The sequence below is a fragment of the Variovorax sp. MSC1_012 genome (assembly GCF_023667525.1).
Lineage (GTDB): Bacteria > Pseudomonadota > Gammaproteobacteria > Burkholderiales > Burkholderiaceae_C > Variovorax > Variovorax beijingensis_B.
This window is the reverse complement of record NZ_CM174443.1, coordinates 3,560,958-3,580,511: the sequence shown is the minus strand read 5'-3', so window position 1 is coordinate 3,580,511 and position 19,554 is coordinate 3,560,958. Positions and strand designations below refer to the sequence as shown.

Below are 19,554 nucleotides of genomic sequence, written 5' to 3'. Positions count from 1 at the left end.
CTGGCCTAAATTGGCACCACCGTTTTACGGCGGACACCGCACGCCGTGGCATCGATCGCGCGGCCACTGAAGGGAAAAAGAGCAATGGCAGATCACGGCGCTGGGAGTGCACCCCTGAATCAACGCACTCTGACCGACGCCGATTTCAGGCTGATGGTCGATTCGGTCACCGACTACGCGATCATCGTCCTCGATCCTGGCGGCATCGTCATCAGCTGGAACGAGGGCGCCCGCAAGCTCGAGGGATACGACGCCCCCGAAGTCCTGGGCCGGCACTTCTCGCTTTTCTATCCGACCGAACTGCTGGAGCAGAACCGGCCGGAGCAGGCACTCGAAACGGCACGCCGGGATGGCCGCCTGGAGGAGGAAGGCTGGCGCCTGCGCAGCGACGGCACGCGCTTCTGGGCCAGCGTGGTCATCACGCGGATCACCGGCGCGGGCGGAGAAGTCCGCGGCTTCTCGCTGATCACCAGGGACCGCAGCGAGAACCGCCGCCAGGACGAGATGCTGCGCATGAGCGAGGAGCGCTTCCGGCTGCTGGTCGAGGGCGTGAAGGACTATGCGATCTTCATGCTCGACCCGGGCGGCCACATCGTGAGCTGGAATCTCGGCGCGCAGAAGAACAAGGGCTACGAGGCCTCGGAGATCATCGGGCAGCACTTCTCCCGGTTCTATCCGCCGGAGGTCGCCGCCAGCGGCTGGCCCGAGCAGGAACTGCGCAACGCGCTGCGCGACGGGCGCTTCGAGGACGAGGGCTGGCGCATCCGCAAGGACGGCAGCCGGTTCTGGGCCAGCGTGGTGATCACCGCGCTGCACGACGCCACCGGCAGGCACCGCGGCTTTGCCAAGGTCACGCGCGACCTCACGGAGCGCCGTCGCGTGACCGCGCTCGAGGACGAAGGGCGCCGCGTGACGAACTTCCTTGCGATGCTCGGGCACGAACTGCGCAATCCGCTGGCGCCGATCTCGAATGCGCTCGAGCTCCTCAAGCGGGAAAAGACGGAGTCGGCCGCGGTCGTGCACACCCGCGACATCATCGGCCGGCAGCTGCGCCAGATGACCCGGCTGGTGGACGACCTGCTCGACGTGGGCCGCATCAGCAGCGGCAAGATCCAGCTCGAGAACAAGCCGGTTCGCCTGCGCGACGCCATCGCCGAGGCCATCGAGGCGGTGCGCCCGCTGATCGACGGCAAGTCGCAGACCCTGCACCTGCAGGCGCAGGACGCGGACCCCTGGATCGCCGGAGACAGCGCGCGCGTCATCCAGATCGTGAGCAACCTGCTCCACAACGCCGCCAAGTTCACCGGGAACGGCGGCAACATCCACGTGTCGCTCTCGCGAAGCGCAGCGGATGCGGACATCAGCGTGCGCGACGACGGGCCCGGCATACCGCCGCAGGACCTGCAGCGGATCTTCGATCTGTTCGTGCAGGGCGAGCAGAACATGGCCAGGACGCAAGGCGGGCTGGGCCTGGGGCTCAGCCTGGTGCAGCAGCTGACGACGCTGCATGGAGGACGCGTCAGCGCGTTCAGCACCGGCAGGCCGGGCGAGGGCAGCGAATTCGTGGTGCAGTTCCCGACCACGCAGGCGCCGGTCTCCATGCTCGAGGCGCAGCCGCGGCCAGTTGGCGAGCAGCGCGTGCTGGTGGTGGACGACAACGTGGATGCGGCCGAGACCATGGCAATGCTGCTGGAAGCGCTGGGCTACAAGTCCAGCGTCGCGCATGGCGGATTGGCCGCCATCGAGGCAGTGAGGGCGCAAGACCCGGATGTGGTGCTGCTGGACATCGGCCTGCCCGACCTGAGCGGCCATGAAGTCGCCCGGCGCCTGCACTCCGAGATGATCAACCCGCCGCCGCTGATTGCCGTCACCGGCTACGGGCAGGCCAGCGACAGGGAAGCCAGCCTCGAGGCGGGCTTCCGGGCCCACCTCACGAAGCCGGTCGATGTCGACAAGCTCTCGGCGCTGCTCGAACGCCTGCTGGAGCCGCCCCGTTTCAAGGCTGCGTAGAGCCCGTGGAGCCGGGCTGGAAAGCTAGGCCGGGTGCGGCGGCTCCACCGGCAGCGCGCGCTTGTGGGCGCTCTTGCGATGCGTGGCAAGAATGATTTCGCGCGCCGCGGCGGCCACCGGCTTGCCTTCGAGGAAATCGTCGATCTGCTCGTAGCTGACGCCAAAGGCGTCTTCGTCGGGCTTGCCCGGCACCAGCGATTCGAGGTCGGCCGTCGGCACCTTGAACACCAGCTCGTCGGGTGCGCCCAGCCGCTGCGCGAGGGCGCGCACGCGGCGCTTGTTGAGGCCGGTGAGCGGCGTCACGTCGGCCGCGCCGTCACCGAACTTGGTGAAGAAACCCATCAGCGCCTCGGCGGCATGGTCGGTGCCGATGACGATGCCCTCGTGCGCGCCGGCCACCGCGAACTGCGCGATCATGCGCTGGCGCGCCTTGATGTTGCCGAGCACGAAGTCTTCGTGCGCCGCGTCGCGAAAGGCCAGGTCGCCGGTCTTCAGCGCCGCGAGCATGCTGTCGGCCGCCGGGCGGATGTCGACGGTGAGGATGCGGTCCGGCCTGATCACCGCGAGCGAGGCCTGCGCCTCGGCCTCGTCCTTCTGCACGCCGTACGGCAGGCGCATCGCGATGAAGGTGGCTCCATAGCCTTGCGCGCGCAGCTTTTCGACGGCGCGCTGCGCCAGGCAGCCGGCCGTCAGCGAATCGACGCCGCCGCTGATGCCGAGCACCAGCGCCTTGAGGCCGGTGCGCTGCAGGTAGTCCGCGAGAAACGCGGTGCGCCGCTCGATTTCCGCTGCGGCATCGAAAACGGGCGCGACATGCAGCGCCGCGATGATCTCGCGCTGCGTGGCGTCGACGGGAGTCAGGTCCTGATCCATGAAGCTATCCTTGCTGGCAGTCTTTCGGTGAAACACCGCGGAACCGGCCTTGCCGGGCCGCTGGTGTTGCCCCCGGTCGGGGGAGGGAGAAGCGACACGAGGTGCGCGAAGCCTGGGGGCGAGCCTAGAAGTCCACCAGGCTCAGGCCGATGCTGAGCACGGTGCGCTTGCGGTTGTAGTCCACCAGCGTGTCGCCGTAGCCATGGAACAGCTGCGTGTGGAAACGCAGGTTGCTCCTGGTCGAATCGCCGATCGCCTTGAGCCATTCGAGCCGCACCGAACCGCGGCCGCTCTCGCGCAGGTTGTTGCGCACCGTGATGCCCAGGGTGTTGTCGCGGTTGAAGTTCCAGCGGCCTGTGATTTCGGCGCGGCCGATGTAGTTGGAGATGTCGGGGTTGTCGTCCTTCGCGGCTTCTTCCGACATGCGCTGCCAGATGCGCCCGGTGATGGTGAAGCGGTCGCCCAGTTCGGCGCCGCCCATCAGGTAGACGCGGTTCCAGCTGCGCGACAACGGCAGGCTCTGGCCGTTCGACTGGTGCACCACGCCCACGCCCGCATAGCGCCAGCGCCAGCCGCCGGGCAGGTTGAAGTCCAGCGGATAGACATACATCAGCTCGGGCTCGTGGTCGGTGGTGCGGAACGGCCGCGAGATCGAGCCGTTGAACAGCTGCCAGGTCGATTGCTGCGAGTACGCGAACCACAGCGAGTCCTTCTTGGCCGGCTCGTTCTGCGTGAGCAGGCCCTGCGCGATCTTGGTGCGCACCGACAGGCCGATGCGCATCTCGTTGGCCTGGTAGGCCACGGGCGTGCCGGTATGGCCCTCCGAGGGCGAGGTGGGCGTGTCGGGCTTGCTGGTGGCGGCCGAGGCCGACACGTTCAGCGGCCGGTAGCCGCGGAAGCCGAAGGTGCCGCAATCGGTGCCGTTCTCCAGCTCCCAGAAGCGCGACAGCGCCGAGTACTGGCGGTCGCGGCAGCCTTCGTTGGTGTCGACCGAAATCACGCGCGTGGCCGGTATCGAGGCGTCCACGGGCGGCGCCGGCTGCGTGTTGGCCAGCACCGGCGGCGCCACGGGCACCGAGACCGAAGGCAGCGTCTGCTGCTGCGCCCAGCGGTCGAAGCAGGCCAGGCGCGCTTCGTTGCTGTTGCCGAGCGCGGCGCATTGCTGCCACGTCAGCTGCGCGTCGGCCAGCGGGCTGCGCGGCTGGTCCGTGGCTTGCGCATGCGCGGCAGCGGCGCCGCCAAGGCAGGCCGCGAGGGCCGCCAGCCCGGAGACGGAGAAGATGGCGTGTGTTCGTTGTTGGGTCATTGGTTTCCTTGCATTCCCCCCTCTTTGTTCAGCACGAACGGATGCGTGCTTTCGTCCGCGGCGTTGCGCCACGTGCCCCTGAATTCCCGGCCGCAGGAGCCGGGTTGCAGTGTGCCGGCCCAGACGCCGCTGATCGCGCGGCCGTCCAGCGATTCGTCGATGGAGAGGGCGCCGTCGTCGTCGACGTCGCCCGCGAGTTGCGCCACCTGGGGCCGGGCGCTGCCGTCCGCGGCGGGGCGAGTGATGGTGCCGCGCACGCCGGCGTAGTCGGGGTGCCTGCCGAGCTGCACGATGGCCACGGCGGGGGCGCCGTCGAAGCGCGCCTCCCAGCGGCCGTAGAGCGACTGCAGCGGCAGCTCGCGCGCATCGGCGGGGCAGCCGGCGCCGCCGCCCTGCGTTGTCGTGGCACAGCCCGTGGCGGCAAGAAGCGCGGCAAGGAAGGCGGGCAGCAGCCTCTTCATGGCGCTGCCGCAGCCGCGGCCTTGGCGGCCGAGCTGTCCTGCGCCTTGCGCGCGAACTCGGCGCGCAGCGCCTTGAGCTTTTCGCGCGGGTCTTCGCGGGTGGTGGTCTTGTCCAGCCCCATCTCGGCGATGAAGCGGCTCGGCACGCAGGCCACCATTTCGCGGCCCTGCTTGCGCTTCTTGGTCCAGCTCACCGCCAGGCTGCGCTGCGCGCGTGTGATGCCCACGTACATCAGGCGGCGCTCTTCCTGCAGCCGCTGCAGCGTGTCGTCGCTCACCTGGAGCTGGCGGCCGTTGTCGTCCTCGAGCTTGAAGGGCAGCAGGCCCTCGGTCACGCCGATCAGCATCACGTGCGGCCATTCGAGGCCCTTGGAGGCATGCAGCGTGGACAGCGTGACCACGTTCTGGTCCTGCTCGCGCTCGCTGATGGTCGACAGCAGCGAGATGGTCTGCGCCACCTCGAGCAGGCTCTTGCGCTCGGTCTCGATGTTGCTGTCGGCACCCGAAGCATCGTCGATGGTGCCGCCGGCACGCAGCGACATCCAGTCGACGAATTCCATCACGTTGGTCCAGCGCGCGGCCGCGGCCTGTTCGCTGTCCTCGCCGTCGTAGAGATGCTTCTCGTAGTCGATCTCCTTGAGCCAGTCGAGCATGAAGGTGCGCGAGTCTTCAGCGCCCATGGTGCGGCGCGCACGGTATTCGAGGTCGTTGATGTAGCGGCCGAATTCATGGATGCCTTCGAGCGTGCGCTTGGGCATCACGCTGGGCAGCGAGGGGCTGAACAGCGCCTCGAACAGGCTCAGCTTGTACTGGCTCGCAAAGGTGCCCAGGCTCGCGAGCGTGGTGTGGCCGATGCCGCGCTTGGGCGTGGTGATGGCGCGCAGGAACGCCGGGTCGTCGTCGTTGTTGACCCACAGGCGGAACCAGCCGCACAGGTCCTTGATCTCGGCGCGGTCGAAGAAGCTCTGGCCGCCCGACACCTTGTAGGGAATCTGCGCCTTGCGCAGCGCCTGCTCGAACACGCGCGCCTGGTGGTTGGCGCGGTAGAGGATGGCGAAGTCGCGGAACTCCTTGTATTGCTTGCCCTGTATGGCGGTGTCGCCCGCGCGCAGGCTGACGATGCGCGCCACCGCGCGCTCGGCCTCGTGCGCCTCGGAGTCGGCATCGACCACGCGCACCGGCTCGCCTTCGCCGAGTTCGGAGAACAGCGTCTTCGGAAACAGCTTGGGGTTGGGGCCGATCACGTTGTTGGCCGCGCGCAGGATCGCGCTGGTGGAGCGGTAGTTCTGCTCGAGCTTGATGACCTTCAGGGCCGGGTAGTCGACCGGCAGCTTGCGCAGGTTGTCCAGCGTGGCGCCGCGCCAGCCGTAGATCGACTGGTCGTCGTCGCCCACCGCGGTGAAGCGCCCGCGCTCGCCGGCCAGCGCCTTCAGCACTTCGTACTGCGTGGCGTTGGTGTCCTGGTATTCGTCCACCAGGATGTGGCCCAGCGCGGCCTGCCACTTGGTGCGCACTTCGTCGAAGTCGCGCAGCAGCTTGAGCGGCATGCCGATCAGGTCGTCGAAATCGACGCTCTGGTAGGCCGTGAGCCGCTCTTCGTAGCGCGCCATGATGCGCGCGGTGATGCGCTCGTTGTCGTCCGCCGCAGCTGCTTCCGCCTGCGCGGCGTTCAGGCCCATGTTCTTCCACTTGCTGATGGTCCACTGCCAGATGCGCGCGGTGGCGGTGTCGGTGGTGCCGCCCGCGTCCTTCAGGATCTTGGTGACGTCGTCGCTGTCCAGGATGCTGAAGGCCGGCTTCAGGCCCAGCACGGCGCCGTCTTCGCGCATCATGCGCACGCCCAGCGCGTGGAAGGTGCAGATCACCACGTGCTTCGCCTCGCGCCCGATCAGCCCCTTGGCGCGCTCGCGCATTTCGCTCGCGGCCTTGTTGGTGAAGGTGATGGCCGCGATGCGCTTGGGCTCCAGGCCGGCCTGGATCAGCCGCCCGATCTTGTGCGTGATGACGCGCGTCTTGCCCGAGCCCGCGCCCGCCAGCACCAGGCAGGGGCCGTGCAGGTAATTGACAGCTTCTTGTTGCGCGAGATTGAGACCGGAAGACATGGGGAGTGGGATCGGAAGGCCGCGAAGGAACGGCAGGCGCAAAGCGCGCAATGATACGGGGCGCATGCTTCCGGGAAGGCCGCCAGAGTTCACGATGCGGGACGCGGCGACAATCGGCCCGTGCTGCCTGTATTTCTCGTAACTTTTCCTTTCTTTGCGCTGATCGCGGCCGGCTATGGCGCCGCGCGTGTCCGGATCCTGCCGCTGGACGCGATCCCGGGCCTCAACACCTTCGTGCTGTATTTCGCGCTGCCGTGCATGCTGCTGCGCTTCGGCGCGGGCACGCCGATCGGGCAACTGCTCGACGGCAGCGTGGCACTGGTCTGGGGCCTGAGCGCGCTGGCGGTGGTGGCGGGCGTGGTGGTCTTTACCCGCAATGCGCGCATCGGCTGGAACGACGGCGCCTTCGGCGCGCTGGTCGCGGCCTTCCCGAACACCGGCTTCATGGGCGTGCCGCTCTTGGTGGCGCTGCTGGGCGCGCAGGCCGCGGGGCCGATGATCATCACCATCGCGTTCGACCTGGTCGTGACTTCTTCGCTGTGCATTGCGCTGTCACGCCTGGACGGCGCCGGCGGGCAGCATGGCCCGCGGCTGGCGGCGCGCCAGGCGCTGCGCGGCGTGCTGGTCAATCCGATGCCGTGGTCGATCCTGTTGGGCGTGCTGCTCTCGGCGGCCCGCTGGCGCCTGCCGGGGCCGGTGGAGCGCACCATCGCCATGCTGGCCGATGCGGCTTCGCCGGTGGCGCTCTTCACCATCGGCGCGGTGCTGGCGCGCTCGGCGCTGCTCGCGCGCGAGCACGGTGCCAGCGCGGCGGTGGCGGCCGCCATGGGCACGAAGTCGGCGGTGCCTGCGAAGGCGCCGCTGGCCGATGTGCTGCCGGTGGTGGCCGTCAAGCTGATCGTGCATCCGGTACTGGTGTGGGCGGTGGGGCAGGCGGCCATTGCCCTGGGCCTGCCGCTCTCGTCCCAGGCGCTGATGGTGATCGTGCTGGTGGCGGCGCTGCCCAGCGCCAGCAACGTCTCGATGCTGGCCGAGCGCTTCGGCGCCGACAACGGCCGCATCGCACGCATCATCCTGTGGACGACGGTGGCGACCTTCTTCAGCTTTCCGTTCGCGGTCGGCGTGCTGCGCTGAGCGGCCTCAGGGCGTCAGCACGCCCAGCTTGAACGGATCGGCATCGGGCAGGCGCTCGCACTTGGAGAAGTCGCGGCCCTGGGTGCCGTCGCAATAGAAGGCGTTGTAGATGCGGCCGAAGAGCGTCGGGCTGGCCGTGAAGAGCACGCCGTGCTCGGGTTGCCAGTTGTCCCTGGCGTTGTCGCTGGGCGTGCCGGCGGCGCGGGTTTCCGTGGCCTGGATGGGCGCGGCCGCCGCAATGGGCGTGAATTCGGCCAGCGTCTTGTGAGCCTCCTCGCCGCGCCAGCGCACCGCCAGCTCGGCCGCCGTGGGCCTTGCCGCCACCGGCAGCAGCACGCCGTTCACCTGCAGGCCGTCGTCGAAGCGATGCGCCTTGCCGGCCAGGAAGGCATAGGCGCAGGCGGCCATGCACTGGCCGCGGATCTCGGTGTCCACGCCGCTCGCGCGGATGGCGTCGGCAAAGGCACCCGCCGCCTCGGCGGTGCCGCCGAAGGAATCCTCGAACACCACAGTGCGCACGGTGCCCTTGCCCAGGTGCTCGGTGAAGGTCTTGATGGCGCTGCCGTCGAGCATGCCCGACACCACGAGCCGGCTGCCCTGCAGGTCGAGTTCGGCCGCCGAGCATGCAAGGCATGCGAACAGGAGAACCGCAACCACAGATGAAGGCAGTTTCACGACAGACGACCCCGCAGACCAGCGTGCTTGCTTGAGATGCGGAGCCGGAACGGGCTTCGCACAGCGACAGCTTGCGCAGCGCGCGGGGGCGCAGTCAACGGTTTTTTCAGAATATTTCCGCTGCGGCGTAACGGCCGTAAGGCATAGCTACTGCTAGTACTTCAGATGAATACTTGAGTTTGCACAATGCCTGATAGAGTGTTTGCGAATCAAAGTATGAATGGGGCAGCACGATGGCAATACTTATTCGTATCCTGCTGTGGCTCGCCTGGGTTGCCGGCGTGAGCTGGGCCTGGCAGGCCGGCATGCTCGGCACCGGCACCTCGCTCGCGCTGGGCGCCCTGAGCCTGGTCGTGTTCGCATGGCCCGCCAGCAGCGCGCGGCGCCGCAGCACCGAGTTGCGCTACGTCGACGTCGGCAAGGAGCCCGCGGGCCTGCACTGACCGCCGCAGCCGGGGCCTGCGAGGCAGAAGGCAGTTGCTAGATGCTGTGCGGATCGACGTCGACCAGCCAGCGGATCACACCCTTGCCTTCGGGCGTGCGCCTGAGGGCGTGCAGCAGCGGCTGCCACTGCGCCAGCAAGCGCTGCAAGGCGGCGCGCGAGGGGCTTTCGATCAGCATCTGCGCACGTTCCACGTTGGCCACGCGCTGGATCGCAAGCGGCACCGCGGGATAGCGCACCACCCGGTCGGCGCCTTCCAGCGCATCGGCGGCGGCGCTGGCCGCGTTCAGGAAAGCCTGCGCGGCCTCCTGGGTGCGCGCATCGGCGCGCAGCAGCGCCTGGAAGGCAAAGGGCGGCATGCCGGCGGCGGCGCGTTCCTCGAGCTGCTGCCGCGCGAAGGCCGTGTAGTCGTGCCTTCGGAGCGCCGAGAAAAGCGGGTGCTGCGCATGGTGCGTCTGGATCCACATCTCGGCCGTGGTGCCCTGCGCCGCCAGGTAGGCGGCGTCGCGGCCCGCGCGGCCGGCCGACTGCATCAGCAGGCTGAACAGCCGCTCGGGCGCGCGGAAGTCGCTGGAGAACAACGCGCCGTCGGGGTTCACCGCCGCCACCAGCGTGATGCGGCGGAAGTCGTGCCCCTTGGCAATCATCTGCGTGCCCACCAGCACGTCGACCTCGCCCGAATGCACGGCCGCGAGCTGCGATTCGAGCGCGCCCTGCTTCTTGGTGCTGTCGGCGTCGATGCGCGCAATCCTTACGGGCCCGGGCACCGCGCTGCCGTTGGGGCGCGTCACCCCAGCGAACAGTTCCGCGAGGTGCTCCTCGAGCCGCTCGGTGCCGCGGCCCACGGGCGCGATGTCGGGGTTGCCGCAGGAAGGACAGGCGCGCGGCACGCGTTCGGTGAAGCCGCAGTGGTGGCAGCGCAGCGTGCGGTCGATCTTGTGGAACACGCGGTAGGCGCTGCAGTGCGGGCATTCGCTTTTCCAGCCGCAGTCGGCGCAGGCCAGCACCGGCGCATAGCCGCGGCGGTTCAGGAACACCATGCTCTGCTCGCCGCGCGCGATGCGCTGGCCGATGGCGTCGAGCAGCGCACCCGAGATCACGGTCTTGGGCGGCTGCAGGTTCATGTCGACCAGCCGCACCGTGGGCAGCTCGCCGGCGCCGATGCGCGACGGCATGGCCAGCCGCACATAGCGCCCGCCCGGGTCCTCGCCCTCGGCGGGGCGGCTCTGGTGCCAGCTTTCGAGCGAGGGCGTGGCCGAGCCGAGGATGACCTTCGCGCCCTCGCGCTGGCCGCGCCAGACGGCGAGGTCGCGCGCCGAATACCGCGCGCCTTCCTGCTGCTTGTAGCTGGGGTCGTGCTCCTCGTCGACCACCACGAGCTTCAGGCCCGGCATCGAGGCGAACACCGCCATGCGCGTGCCCAGCACGATGCGCGCGGCACCGCTGTGCGCCGCGAGCCAGCTCGCGAGCCGCTGTGGGTTGGTCATGCCGCTGTGCAGCGACACCACCGCGTCGTCGCCGAAGCGCGCCTTGAAGCGGGCTTCGAGCTGCGGCGTCAGGTTGATCTCGGGCACCATTACCAGCGCCTGTGCGCCGGGGTCTGCCGCGAGCAGGTCGGCCACGCAGCGCAGGTAGACCTCGGTCTTGCCGCTGCCGGTGCTGCCGACCAAGAGGAAGATGCCGGCCTCACCGGCCTCGATGCGGGCCAGCGCGGCGGTCTGCTCCCCGCTCAGGGCGACCGGGTGGGCGGCCTCGGCCGTCTCGGCCACGGGGCCCGCCGCTGTCTTGCGCCTGAGCCGGCGCGCCAGCTGCGTTCCGCTCAGGTCGCGCAGCTGCGGCGGCAGGGCGGCCAGGGCGATTTCGCCGATCGAGCGCTGGTAGTAGCGCGCGGCAAAGGCCACGAGGTCGCGCCAGGCCTCCCCGAGCGGGGCCAGCGCGTCCAGCGCGGCGCCCACGGGCTTCAGGGCCATGTCGGGCTCGGCATCTTCGAGCGAAACCGGCGGGTTCCAGACCACGCCCAGCACCTCGCGCCGGCCCAGCGGCACCCGCACCAGCGTGCCGGGCACCAGGGGGGCGGGGCTGGCGTAGCTCAGCAGGTCGCCGAGCGCGGCATGCGCGGGCGTCTGCACCGCGATGTCGAGCCGCCAGGCCATCGCGGCGGGCACGCCCGCCGGCGCGGGGGCGGAACCGGCCGCGGGCGCTGCTGCTGTTTCGGAGGCGGGGCTGACGGTGGGAATGGGCGTCCTTGTTGGCAAGGTTTGTTAATGCGACTTTGAACAAGATCGCTTAAGTCGTTGATTTTTCAGTGCTTTGGGAGCCATCCAGAGTTTCTGTGGATAACTTTGTTGACAACCGGGCTCGACACGCCGGCGAGCCTTGAAAATCAAGCCTCTGACTGGATTGCCCTCAAAAAAAGCAAAGTTCAATTTCTATATAAATCAACAACTTAGCGTCGCTATTGGTTTAGGAGCAAAGAAGGAAGGCCTACAGATAATCTTGCGCAGTGCAACACGTGTTTTGTGCATAAGTCGGTGTTCCTACACCGTTTTTATGCTTGACAAACGGCAGGAAATCGATTTTTGGGGCCGCGGCCGTGTTCCTGTGCGGCTCGCGGCTTGTTTACCGTTTTTAACCTTTGCGCAGGGCGCGCGATTGTGCGTGCACCGCCTGCACCAGCGCCGCCACGTGGTCCGGCGGCGTGAACTGGCTGATGCCGTGGCCCAGGTTGAAGATGTGGGACGGGCCCGTGGAAGTGGCATCGGTGTGCGGCGTGCCGAAGGCCTGCAGCACCTTCGCCACCTCGGCCTCGATCTGCGCGGGCGGTGCGAACAGCACGTTGGGGTCGATGTTGCCCTGCAGGGCCTTGGCCCTGGCGTCCATGCCTTCGCCGACCAGCCGGCGTGCGGCCGAGAGGTTCACGGTCCAGTCGACGCCGAGCACCTCGCAGGCGAGTTCGCGCATGGCCTCGAGCCACAGGCCGCCGCCCTTGGTGAAGACGATGCGCGGCACCGGCTGGCCGTCGGCGCCGTTGCGCTTGAGGCCGGCCAGCACGCGCGCGGTGTAGGCGAGGCTGAATTCCTGAAACGCGCCGTCGGCCAGCACACCGCCCCAGCTGTCGAACACCATCACGGCCTGCGCGCCGGCATCGATCTGCGCATTGAGGTAGGTGGCCACCGAATCGGCATTGACCGCGAGCAGGCGGTGCATCAGGTCGGGGCGGCTGTAGAGCATGCTCTTCACGAGGCGGTAGTCGCTCGAGCCCGCGCCTTCCACCATGTAGCAGGCCAGCGTCCAGGGGCTGCCCGAAAAACCGATCAGCGGCACGCGGCCATCGAGTGCCTTGCGGATCGACGCCACGGCGTCGAACACGTAGCGCAGCTTGGCCATGTCGGGCACCTCGAGGGCCGCGACGGCTGCTTCGTCGCGCACGGGGCGTGCAAAACGCGGGCCTTCGCCGGCCTCGAACGAAAGGCCCAAGCCCATGGCGTCGGGCACGGTGAGGATGTCGGAGAAAAGAATGGCGGCATCGAGCGGATAGCGCTCAAGCGGCTGCAGCGTGACTTCGGTGGCGTAGTCGACGTTGGTCGCCAGCCCCATGAAGCTGCCGGCCCTGGCGCGGGTGGCCACGTACTCGGGCAGGTAGCGTCCGGCCTGGCGCATGAGCCAGACGGGCGTGTGGTCGGTGGCCTGGCGCCAGCAGGCCCGCAGGAAAGTCTCGTTTTGCAAGGGGGCGAAAGGCATGCCCCGATTGTCGCAGGCCCTAAACCACCGGCACCCGCACCGAATCCGCCGGGTCCACGTTGCGCCGGTAAAGCACCAGCGTCGCCACCAGCCCGCAGACGGCCGCGGCCGTCATCCACAGGCCCGGCGCGCCCTTGTCGCCGGTCATCTCGATCAGGCCGGTGGCAATGGCGGGCGTGAAGCCGCCGAACAGCGCCGTCGCGAGGCTGTAGGCCAGCGAGAAGCCCGCGGTTCGCACATCGACCGGCATCACCTCGGTGAGCGCCACCACCATCGCGCCGTTGTAGCTCGCGTAGAGGAACGACAGCCAGAGCTCCACTTCGAGCATGCGCGCGAAGCTCGGCGCGCCGACCAGCCACTTGAGCGACGGGTACGCGGTGAGGATGGTCAGCACGGTGAACAGGATCAAGAGCGGCTTGCGGCCCACGCGGTCGGACAGCGCGCCCATGACCGGCAGCCAGATGAAGTTGGAGATGGCCACGCACAGCGTGACGACCAGCGCGTCGGTCGTGCTCAGGTGCAGCACCGACTTGCCGAAGGTGGGCGTGTAGACCGTGATCAGGTAGAACGACACGGTGGTCATCGACACCAGCATCATCCCGGCCACGACGAGGCCCCAGTTGGTCACCATCGACCGGAAGATCTCGCGCGCGTCGGGCCGGTGCTTGCGCGCCATGAACTCCTCGGTTTCCTGCAGCGAGCGGCGGATGACGAACAACACCGGCACGATCAGGCAGCCGACGAAGAACGGAATGCGCCAATAGAAGTCGCCGATCTGCTGCGACGTGAAGGTCACGTTGAGCCAGTAGCCGAGCGCGGCCGCCACGATGATCGCCACTTGCTGGCTGGCCGACTGCCAGCTCACGTAGAAGCCCTTGCGGCCCGGCGTGGCCATCTCCGACAGGTAGACCGAGACGCCGCCCAGCTCCACACCGGCCGAGAAGCCCTGCAGCAGCCGCCCGGCGAGCACCAGCAGCGGCGCTGCGAAGCCGATGGTGGCGTAGGCCGGCACGCAGGCAATGAGCAGCGTGCCGAGCGCCATCAGCGCGAGCGTGGCGATCAGGCCCTTGCGGCGGCCCACGCGGTCGACGTACGCGCCCAGGAAGATCGCGCCCAGCGGCCGCATCAGGAAGCCCGCGCCGAAGGTCATGAAGGTCAGCATCAGCGAGGCGAATTCGTTGCCCGCCGGAAAGAAGGTCTTCGAGATCTGTGTGGCGTAGAAGCCGAACAGGAAGAAGTCGAACATCTCCATGAAATTGCCGCCCGTCACGCGCAGCACGGTGGCGAATTTCGAGGAGGGAGGGGCGCTGGAAGAAGCGGTGCCTGGAGCGGCACGGGCGGCGGCCGTGGCCGATGGTTGCGCGGCGGAGTGCGCAGGATTCATCTCGTTGTCCCCTTGGGCGATGTCGTTCGTCCGAGGGTAGGCCGGGGTTCCCGACCACTGCCTGACCGCGCGAGTCAGGTACCTGTCACTGCCCGTGGGGCTTCGTCAGCTCTTGTACTTCACCGAGCAGCCGTAGGGCCGCGTGGAGGCCGTCGAGATCGGCTTGCCGCCGAAGGCTTCGCCGAGCGCCTGGTTGACGTAGTTGGTCGCGCTCTTGATGTCGTCGGGCCGGGCCGAGGCGATGCTGTCGATGCCGCCGGCATACACCAGCATGCCCTTGGGATCGATGATGAAGATGTGCGGCGTGGTGCGCGCGCCGTAGGCCTGGCCGATCACGCCGTCCTCGTCCATCAGCACCGCGGTGGGCGCGGCCTTCTGCGACTTCATCCAGGCGTCGAGTGCGGCGGGCTGCAGGTAGTCGCTGGCGGCGCGCTCGGTGGAATTGACCGACAGCCAGACCACGCCCTGGGCCGTGGCGGCCTTCTGCGTGGCGGGCATGTTGCCGCTGTTGTAGTGCTTGCGCACGAAGGGGCAGCCGGGGTTGGTCCACTCGAGCACCACGAACTTGCCGGCAAAGTCGGACAGCTTGTGCTTGGCGCCGTTGGTGTCCACCGCGACGAAATCGGGTGCCTGCTGGCCCACGGCGGGCGCGGCGAAGGCATTGTTGCCCATCAGGAAGGTGGCGCCCAGCGCCACGGCGGCCGCCACCACGGCGCGGCGCGAGGCGCGGCTGAGGGCCGCGCGGGCATGGCGCGCGGCACGAATGGAACGCGAGTCGGACGATGGCGAAAGTGACATGGCCAGCTTGAACTCCAAAAGAAAAAACGAACAACGGCGACAGCTTAGGGCGCTTTGCTCATGTGCATGTGACAACCCATGTCACGCCGGGGGTCAAAGCGCAGCGAGCGCGGCGCGCACCTCGTCCTTGCCCAGGATCTCGGTCAGCACGACCGGCGCCTTGCCGGGCGCCTGCAGCACGTACAGCGGCACGCCGCTGCGGCCGAGCGCGGTCAGCGCGGCGGTGATGGCGGGGTCGCGGCGCGTCCAGTCGGCGCGCAGCATCGCGACCTTCTTGCTGTCGAAATCGGCCAGCACCTCGGCATCCGCGAGCGTAGCCTTCTTGTTGTACTGGCAGGTCACGCACCAGGCGGCCGTGAAGTCGATGAACACCGGCTGCCCGGCGCCCGTGAGCTCGGCCACGCGTGCGGCCGACCAGGGCTGCCAGCGCTCTGCGGCGGTGGAGGCCAGCCTGGCCGGCTCCACCGTCTGCAGCACGTTGCGGCCGATGGCGGCAGCCAGCACCGCGGTGAACGCGACCATCAGCGTGGCGATCACCAGCCGCGTGCGGCCGCGCAGCGTGAGCGCCCAGACGATGGCGGCCATGCACACCAGCAGCGCGAGCAGCGTGCCCGCGCCGTCGATGCCGCTTTGCTGGCCCAGCACCCAGACCAGCCAGGCCACGGTGGCGAACATCGGAAACGCCAGCAGCCGCCGCAGCGTGTTCATCCAGGGGCCGGGCCTGGGCAGCAGCAGCGCCACGGCCGGAATGAAGCCCGCAACCAGGTACGGCAGCGCCAGGCCCAGGCCCAGCGCGGCGAACAGCAGCAGCGCCTGGGTGGCGGGAAGCCCGATGGCAAAGCCGAGCGAAACGCCCATGAATGGCGCGGTGCAGGGCGAAGCGATCACCACCGCCAGCACGCCCGAAAGAAAGTCGTTGGCAATCGGATGCCGGGCCTGCGCCGAACACAGCGACAGGGGCGCCGCGCGGCCGAACTCGAACACGCCCGCCAGGTTGAGCCCGATCAGCGTGAACAGCGCCGCCAGCGCCGCCACCACGGCCGGCGATTGCAGCTGGAAGCCCCAGCCGAGCTGGGCGCCGGCAGCGCGCAGCGCCAGCATGGCACCGCCCAGCGCGAGCATCGAGAACATCACGCCGGCGGTATAGGCCAGGCCCGCCGTGCGATGCGCGCTGTGGTTGCCGGCCTGCCGCGCAAAGCCGAGCACCTTGATCGCCAGGATCGGGAAGACGCAGGGCATGAGGTTCAGCAGCAGTCCGCCGAGCAGGGCGCCGAGCAGCGCGGCCATCAGCGTGACCGTGGGTTGCGGCGGCAGTTCCGAAGAAGACGGGGACGCAGCGGCGGCTGCGTTGGCGGCAAGGGCCGCCTGCAGCGCGGGCGAAACCTCCGCGCGCGGCGCCGCGGCCGGCCAGCTGCCGCTGACGGGCGCCTCGGCGCGCCAAGCCACCGGCTGGCCCGGCTGCCGGTCGGACTCGGCCAGCGCCACCACCAGCGGCAGGGTCGTCGGGCTGGCGCTGCGCTGGTCGGCCAGCGGCAGCGTGGCGGTCCAGGTGCCGCCTTGCCAGTTCTGGGTCCAGTCCTTGCCCGATTCCGCGGCGGTGCGGATCAGCTCGGGCGTTTCGGGGAAGAAGCCCAGGGTCTTGCCGCGGGCCGAGGCGGGCAGGCCCTCCAGCCGCACCTGCAGCGTGTTGCCGCTGACCTCGACCGCGCCCGGCTTGCCCAGCGGCTGCGGCTGCGCGGCCTGCGCTGCGTCGAACTCGGCCTTGTGCAGCGCGGTCGAGCCCTGCAGCGGCAGGGCGAGGGTGAATTCGCCTTCCTCGGGAATGCATTCCTTGCGGCACACCAGCCAGCTGGCCTTGAGCCGGACGTCGAGCGCCGAAGCGCCGGCGCCCAGGGCCAGCGGCGGCTTGAAGCTGCTCGACACCTCGAGCGGCACCGGCAGCAGCACCGTGCCTTCGTAGCCGTAGTTGGCGAGGTTGCCGACCGGGATCTTGCGCGGCACCGGCCAGGCGATGTCGCCGGCCGCCACGCCGCTCGGCAGCGTCCAGTTCAATTCGGTGGGAAGACCCGAATCGCCGGCGTTCTTCCAATAGGTGTGCCACTCGGGCTGGTGGGTGATCTGCAGCCCGACCCAGACCGGTGCGCCCGGCACAACGCCTTCGGGCGCATGCGCCACCAGTTCGGCGCGCACGTGGGGGGTGGTGACCACCGCTCCCGGCCGGGATGCCAATTGGGCCGCAGCCGGCATGCAGGCTGTGGCGGCTGCTACCAGAAACGTAGCGATGTGAAAGCGGGAAAAGATCATGCCGTCAGTCGGAGCAGGGGAGCGGTGCGAAGTTCCGATGGTTGCGGCGGCTCAGGCGGCCCAGCCCAGCACCACGCGGCGGCTGCTGGCGCTCTTTTTCTCGATCTTGGTGACCATCACCGCGCCGATCTCGGCGGTGTTTGCAACATGCGTGCCGCCGCAGGGCTGGAAGTCGATCTGCGCCGCGCCCTCGCCGCCGATGCGGATGGTGCGCACCGTGCCCGTGCCGCGCGGCGGCTGCACGCTCATGCTCTTGACCAGCGCGGGATTCGCGTCGAGCTCCTCGTCGGTGATGGCGCCCACGGTCAGCGGATGCGCGGCTTCCACCAGCCGCGCGAGGCCGGCCGTCAGCGCTTCCTTGTCGAGCGGATCGGTCATGTGGAAGTCGATGCGCGCGTAGTCGGGCGTGATCGAGCAGCCGTTCACCGGCACCGGCACCAGGTGGCAGAGCAGGTGGCTCGCGGTGTGGAAGCGCATCAGCCGGTGGCGGCGCTCCCAGTCGAGGCGCGCGGTCACGGCGGCACCGGGTTCGAGCGCGGCCAGCAGTTCGGCCTGGCCGGGCGCCGGCACGTGGACGACTTCCTGCGTGGGCTGGCCTTCCTCGTTCTTTGCCTTGCGCGTGTCGGCAATGGCCACTTCGCGGCCGTCGGCCAGTGCCAGCACGCCGGTGTCGCCGGCCTGCCCGCCCCCCAGCGGATAGAACACCGTGCGGTCCAGCACGATGCCGGTATCGTCGATGCGCAGGATGCGGGCTTCGCAGGCGCGCAGGTAGGCGTCGGCGCGGAACAGGTCGTCGGTCATGCGGCCGATGGTAGCGGCGATGCGTGAATGGGGTGCGCCCACGCCAAAAAGCGCCCATGGCCGACAGTCCATGCCGGTGCCGTCCTCATGATCTGCCGAAAAGGACGCCGAAGAAGCGACGCCGAAGAAAGGCGGCCCTCGCGCCGCAGCAACCAAGGAGCGCGAATGAAGGTACCGAGCATTGCCATTTCCCCGCTGGCCGGGGTGGCCGCCGTGGCTGCAGCGCTGGCGCTGGCCGGCTGCGGCGAAACCGCCAAGGTGGCGCCCGAGGCCACCATCGGGCCGCGCCCGCAACTGGCCGAACCCAACAAGACGCTGATTCCCACCGTCAACGTGGCCACGGCGGTCGGCTGGACCGACACTGCCGCCCCCAAGCCCGCCCAGGGCCTGCGCGTGAATGCGCTGGCGCGCGGGCTGGACCATCCGCGCTGGGTCTACACGCTGCCCAACGGCGACGTGCTGGTGGCCGAAAGCAACAAGCCGCCCAAGCCCGAGGGCAGCAGCGACGGCGGCCTGATGGGCAAGATCCGCAACTGGGTCATGGGCAAGGTCATGGGCCGGGCCGGCGCCAACGTGCCCAGCGCCAACCGGATCACGCTGCTGCGCGATGCCGACGGAGACGGCGCGGCCGAGGTGCGGCAGGTGTTCCTGTCGAACCTGAGCTCGCCGTTCGGCATGGCGCTGGTGGGCAATGAGCTGTTCATCGCCAACGCCGACGCGCTCGTCAAGGTGCCCTACACCGAGGGCCAGACCTCGGCCAGCGCAACGCCCACGGTCGTCACGCCGCTGCCCGCAGGCATCAACCATCACTGGACCAAGAACGTGATCGCCAACGCCGAAGGCACCAAGCTCTACGTCACGGTCGGCTCCAACAGCAACATCGGCGAAAACGGGATGGCCGTCGAAGAAGGGCGCGCTGCGATCTGGGAAGTGGACGTGAAGAGCGGCGAAAAACGCCTGTTCGCGAGCGGCCTGCGCAACCCCAACGGCATGGCCTGGAATCCCGAGACCAAGGCGCTGTGGACCGTGGTCAACGAGCGCGACGAGATCGGCAGCGACCTGGTGCCCGACTACCTGACCTCGGTGACGGACGGCGCCTTCTACGGCTGGCCCTGGAGCTACTACGGCAGCAAGGTGGATGCGCGCGTCACGCCGCAGAACCCCGAGATGGTGGCCAAGGCCATTGCGCCCGACTACGCGCTCGGCGCCCACGTCGCGGCGCTCGGCCTCGTCTTTTCGGACGGCCGCGGCATGCCGCCCCAGTTCGCGGGCGGTGCCTTCATTGGCGAGCATGGCTCCTGGAACCGCAAGCCGAAGTCCGGCTACAAGGTGGTGTTCGTGCCGTTCGCCGGCGGCAAGCCGAGCGGACCGCCGGTCGACGTGCTGACCGGCTTCCTCTCGGCCGACGAAAAGGCGCACGGCCGCCCGGTGGGCGTGGCGCTCGACAAGAGCGGCGCGCTGCTGGTGGCCGACGACGTGGGCAACGTGGTCTGGCGCGTGTCGGCGCAGGCGAAGTAGCGCGC

At 69.0% G+C, this 19,554-nt stretch carries 15 protein-coding genes; 4 read left to right on the top strand and 11 right to left on the bottom strand.

Annotated features, from left to right (window positions below; all coding sequences use genetic code 11):
* The first annotated feature begins 84 nt into the window (after nt 1–84).
* Entirely contained in the window at nt 85–2,010 is a 1,926-nt protein-coding gene (locus L1081_RS16880; RefSeq protein WP_489413207.1) for a PAS domain S-box protein, read from the top strand.
* A gap of 24 nt (nt 2,011–2,034) precedes the next feature.
* Here L1081_RS16880 and nadE read toward each other — a convergent pair whose 3' ends face one another.
* The 4 genes from nadE to L1081_RS16860 all read right to left on the bottom strand — a co-directional run bounded on the left by nadE (nt 2,035) and on the right by L1081_RS16860 (nt 6,752).
* Nucleotides 2,035–2,883 (bottom strand): NAD(+) synthase, encoded by an 849-nt coding sequence (nadE, locus tag L1081_RS16875; RefSeq protein ID WP_489413206.1) that lies wholly within the window; start codon nt 2,881–2,883, stop codon nt 2,035–2,037.
* A gap of 124 nt (nt 2,884–3,007) precedes the next feature.
* Nucleotides 3,008–4,189: a phospholipase A gene (locus tag L1081_RS16870; protein WP_489413205.1), complete on the bottom strand. Its 1,182-nt coding sequence runs from the start codon at nt 4,187–4,189 to the stop codon at nt 3,008–3,010.
* Nucleotides 4,186–4,650 (bottom strand): hypothetical protein, encoded by a 465-nt coding sequence (locus L1081_RS16865; protein WP_489413204.1) that lies wholly within the window; start codon nt 4,648–4,650, stop codon nt 4,186–4,188. Before L1081_RS16865 ends, L1081_RS16870 begins: the two co-directional genes overlap by 4 nt.
* The gene (locus L1081_RS16860) at nt 4,647–6,752 is read right to left on the bottom strand and encodes a UvrD-helicase domain-containing protein (RefSeq protein WP_489413203.1); all 2,106 of its coding nucleotides are present in this window, start codon (nt 6,750–6,752) and stop codon (nt 4,647–4,649) included. Before L1081_RS16860 ends, L1081_RS16865 begins: the two co-directional genes overlap by 4 nt.
* Nucleotides 6,753–6,872: 120 nt before the next feature.
* On the opposite strand from L1081_RS16860, the gene L1081_RS16855 reads away from it, so the two are divergent.
* A complete protein-coding gene (locus L1081_RS16855) occupies nt 6,873–7,886 on the top strand; it encodes an AEC family transporter (protein ID WP_489413202.1) in 1,014 nt (337 codons plus the stop codon).
* Between the two features lie 6 nt (nt 7,887–7,892).
* Here L1081_RS16855 and L1081_RS16850 read toward each other — a convergent pair whose 3' ends face one another.
* Nucleotides 7,893–8,543: a hypothetical protein gene (locus L1081_RS16850; RefSeq protein WP_489413201.1), complete on the bottom strand. Its 651-nt coding sequence runs from the start codon at nt 8,541–8,543 to the stop codon at nt 7,893–7,895.
* A gap of 251 nt (nt 8,544–8,794) precedes the next feature.
* Between L1081_RS16850 and L1081_RS16845 the strand changes: the two genes are divergently transcribed.
* Nucleotides 8,795–9,004 carry a hypothetical protein gene (locus tag L1081_RS16845; protein WP_489413200.1) on the top strand — a complete coding sequence of 70 codons (210 nt, stop codon included), beginning with the start codon at nt 8,795–8,797 and terminating at the stop codon, nt 9,002–9,004.
* A 37-nt stretch (nt 9,005–9,041) separates the two neighbouring features.
* Here the strand turns inward: L1081_RS16845 and priA are convergent, their stop codons facing one another.
* The 6 genes from priA to L1081_RS16815 form a co-directional block, all read right to left on the bottom strand.
* Nucleotides 9,042–11,156 carry a replication restart helicase PriA gene (gene priA / locus L1081_RS16840; protein WP_489416802.1) on the bottom strand — a complete coding sequence of 705 codons (2,115 nt, stop codon included), beginning with the start codon at nt 11,154–11,156 and terminating at the stop codon, nt 9,042–9,044.
* Nucleotides 11,157–11,631: 475 nt separating this feature from the next.
* Nucleotides 11,632–12,744 (bottom strand): uroporphyrinogen decarboxylase, encoded by a 1,113-nt coding sequence (gene hemE / locus L1081_RS16835; RefSeq protein WP_489413199.1) that lies wholly within the window; start codon nt 12,742–12,744, stop codon nt 11,632–11,634.
* Nucleotides 12,745–12,763: 19 nt separating this feature from the next.
* The gene (locus tag L1081_RS16830) at nt 12,764–14,128 is read right to left on the bottom strand and encodes a tricarballylate/proton symporter TcuC (protein WP_489413198.1); all 1,365 of its coding nucleotides are present in this window, start codon (nt 14,126–14,128) and stop codon (nt 12,764–12,766) included.
* 105 nt (nt 14,129–14,233) lie between these two features.
* Nucleotides 14,234–14,926: a redoxin domain-containing protein gene (locus tag L1081_RS16825; protein WP_489413197.1), complete on the bottom strand. Its 693-nt coding sequence runs from the start codon at nt 14,924–14,926 to the stop codon at nt 14,234–14,236.
* Between the two features lie 93 nt (nt 14,927–15,019).
* A complete protein-coding gene (locus L1081_RS16820; protein WP_489413196.1) occupies nt 15,020–17,230 on the bottom strand; it encodes a thioredoxin family protein in 2,211 nt (736 codons plus the stop codon).
* A gap of 51 nt (nt 17,231–17,281) precedes the next feature.
* On the bottom strand, nt 17,282–18,031 hold the full coding sequence (locus tag L1081_RS16815) for an alanine--tRNA ligase-related protein (protein WP_489413195.1): 750 nt from the start codon (nt 18,029–18,031) through the stop codon (nt 17,282–17,284).
* Between the two features lie 165 nt (nt 18,032–18,196).
* Between L1081_RS16815 and L1081_RS16810 the strand changes: the two genes are divergently transcribed.
* Nucleotides 18,197–19,549 (top strand): DUF7133 domain-containing protein, encoded by a 1,353-nt coding sequence (locus L1081_RS16810; protein ID WP_489413194.1) that lies wholly within the window; start codon nt 18,197–18,199, stop codon nt 19,547–19,549.
* The last annotated feature ends 5 nt before the right edge of the window (nt 19,550–19,554 follow it).

Excerpts from the sequence above, each read along its gene's own strand:
- L1081_RS16880 (WP_489413207.1), top strand. The coding sequence starts at position 85 with ATGGCAGATCACGGCGCTGGGAGTGCACCCCTGAATCAACGCACTCTG.
- nadE (WP_489413206.1), bottom strand. The coding sequence starts at position 2,883 with ATGGATCAGGACCTGACTCCCGTCGACGCCACGCAGCGCGAGATCATC.
- L1081_RS16870 (WP_489413205.1), bottom strand. The coding sequence starts at position 4,189 with ATGACCCAACAACGAACACACGCCATCTTCTCCGTCTCCGGGCTGGCG.
- L1081_RS16865 (WP_489413204.1), bottom strand. The coding sequence starts at position 4,650 with ATGAAGAGGCTGCTGCCCGCCTTCCTTGCCGCGCTTCTTGCCGCCACG.
- L1081_RS16860 (WP_489413203.1), bottom strand. The coding sequence starts at position 6,752 with ATGTCTTCCGGTCTCAATCTCGCGCAACAAGAAGCTGTCAATTACCTG.
- L1081_RS16845 (WP_489413200.1), top strand. The coding sequence starts at position 8,795 with ATGGCAATACTTATTCGTATCCTGCTGTGGCTCGCCTGGGTTGCCGGC.
- priA (WP_489416802.1), bottom strand. The coding sequence starts at position 11,156 with ATGGCCTGGCGGCTCGACATCGCGGTGCAGACGCCCGCGCATGCCGCG.
- hemE (WP_489413199.1), bottom strand. The coding sequence starts at position 12,744 with ATGCCTTTCGCCCCCTTGCAAAACGAGACTTTCCTGCGGGCCTGCTGG.
- L1081_RS16830 (WP_489413198.1), bottom strand. The coding sequence starts at position 14,128 with ATGAATCCTGCGCACTCCGCCGCGCAACCATCGGCCACGGCCGCCGCC.
- L1081_RS16825 (WP_489413197.1), bottom strand. The coding sequence starts at position 14,926 with ATGTCACTTTCGCCATCGTCCGACTCGCGTTCCATTCGTGCCGCGCGC.
- L1081_RS16820 (WP_489413196.1), bottom strand. The coding sequence starts at position 17,230 with ATGATCTTTTCCCGCTTTCACATCGCTACGTTTCTGGTAGCAGCCGCC.
- L1081_RS16815 (WP_489413195.1), bottom strand. The coding sequence starts at position 18,031 with ATGACCGACGACCTGTTCCGCGCCGACGCCTACCTGCGCGCCTGCGAA.
- L1081_RS16810 (WP_489413194.1), top strand. The coding sequence starts at position 18,197 with ATGAAGGTACCGAGCATTGCCATTTCCCCGCTGGCCGGGGTGGCCGCC.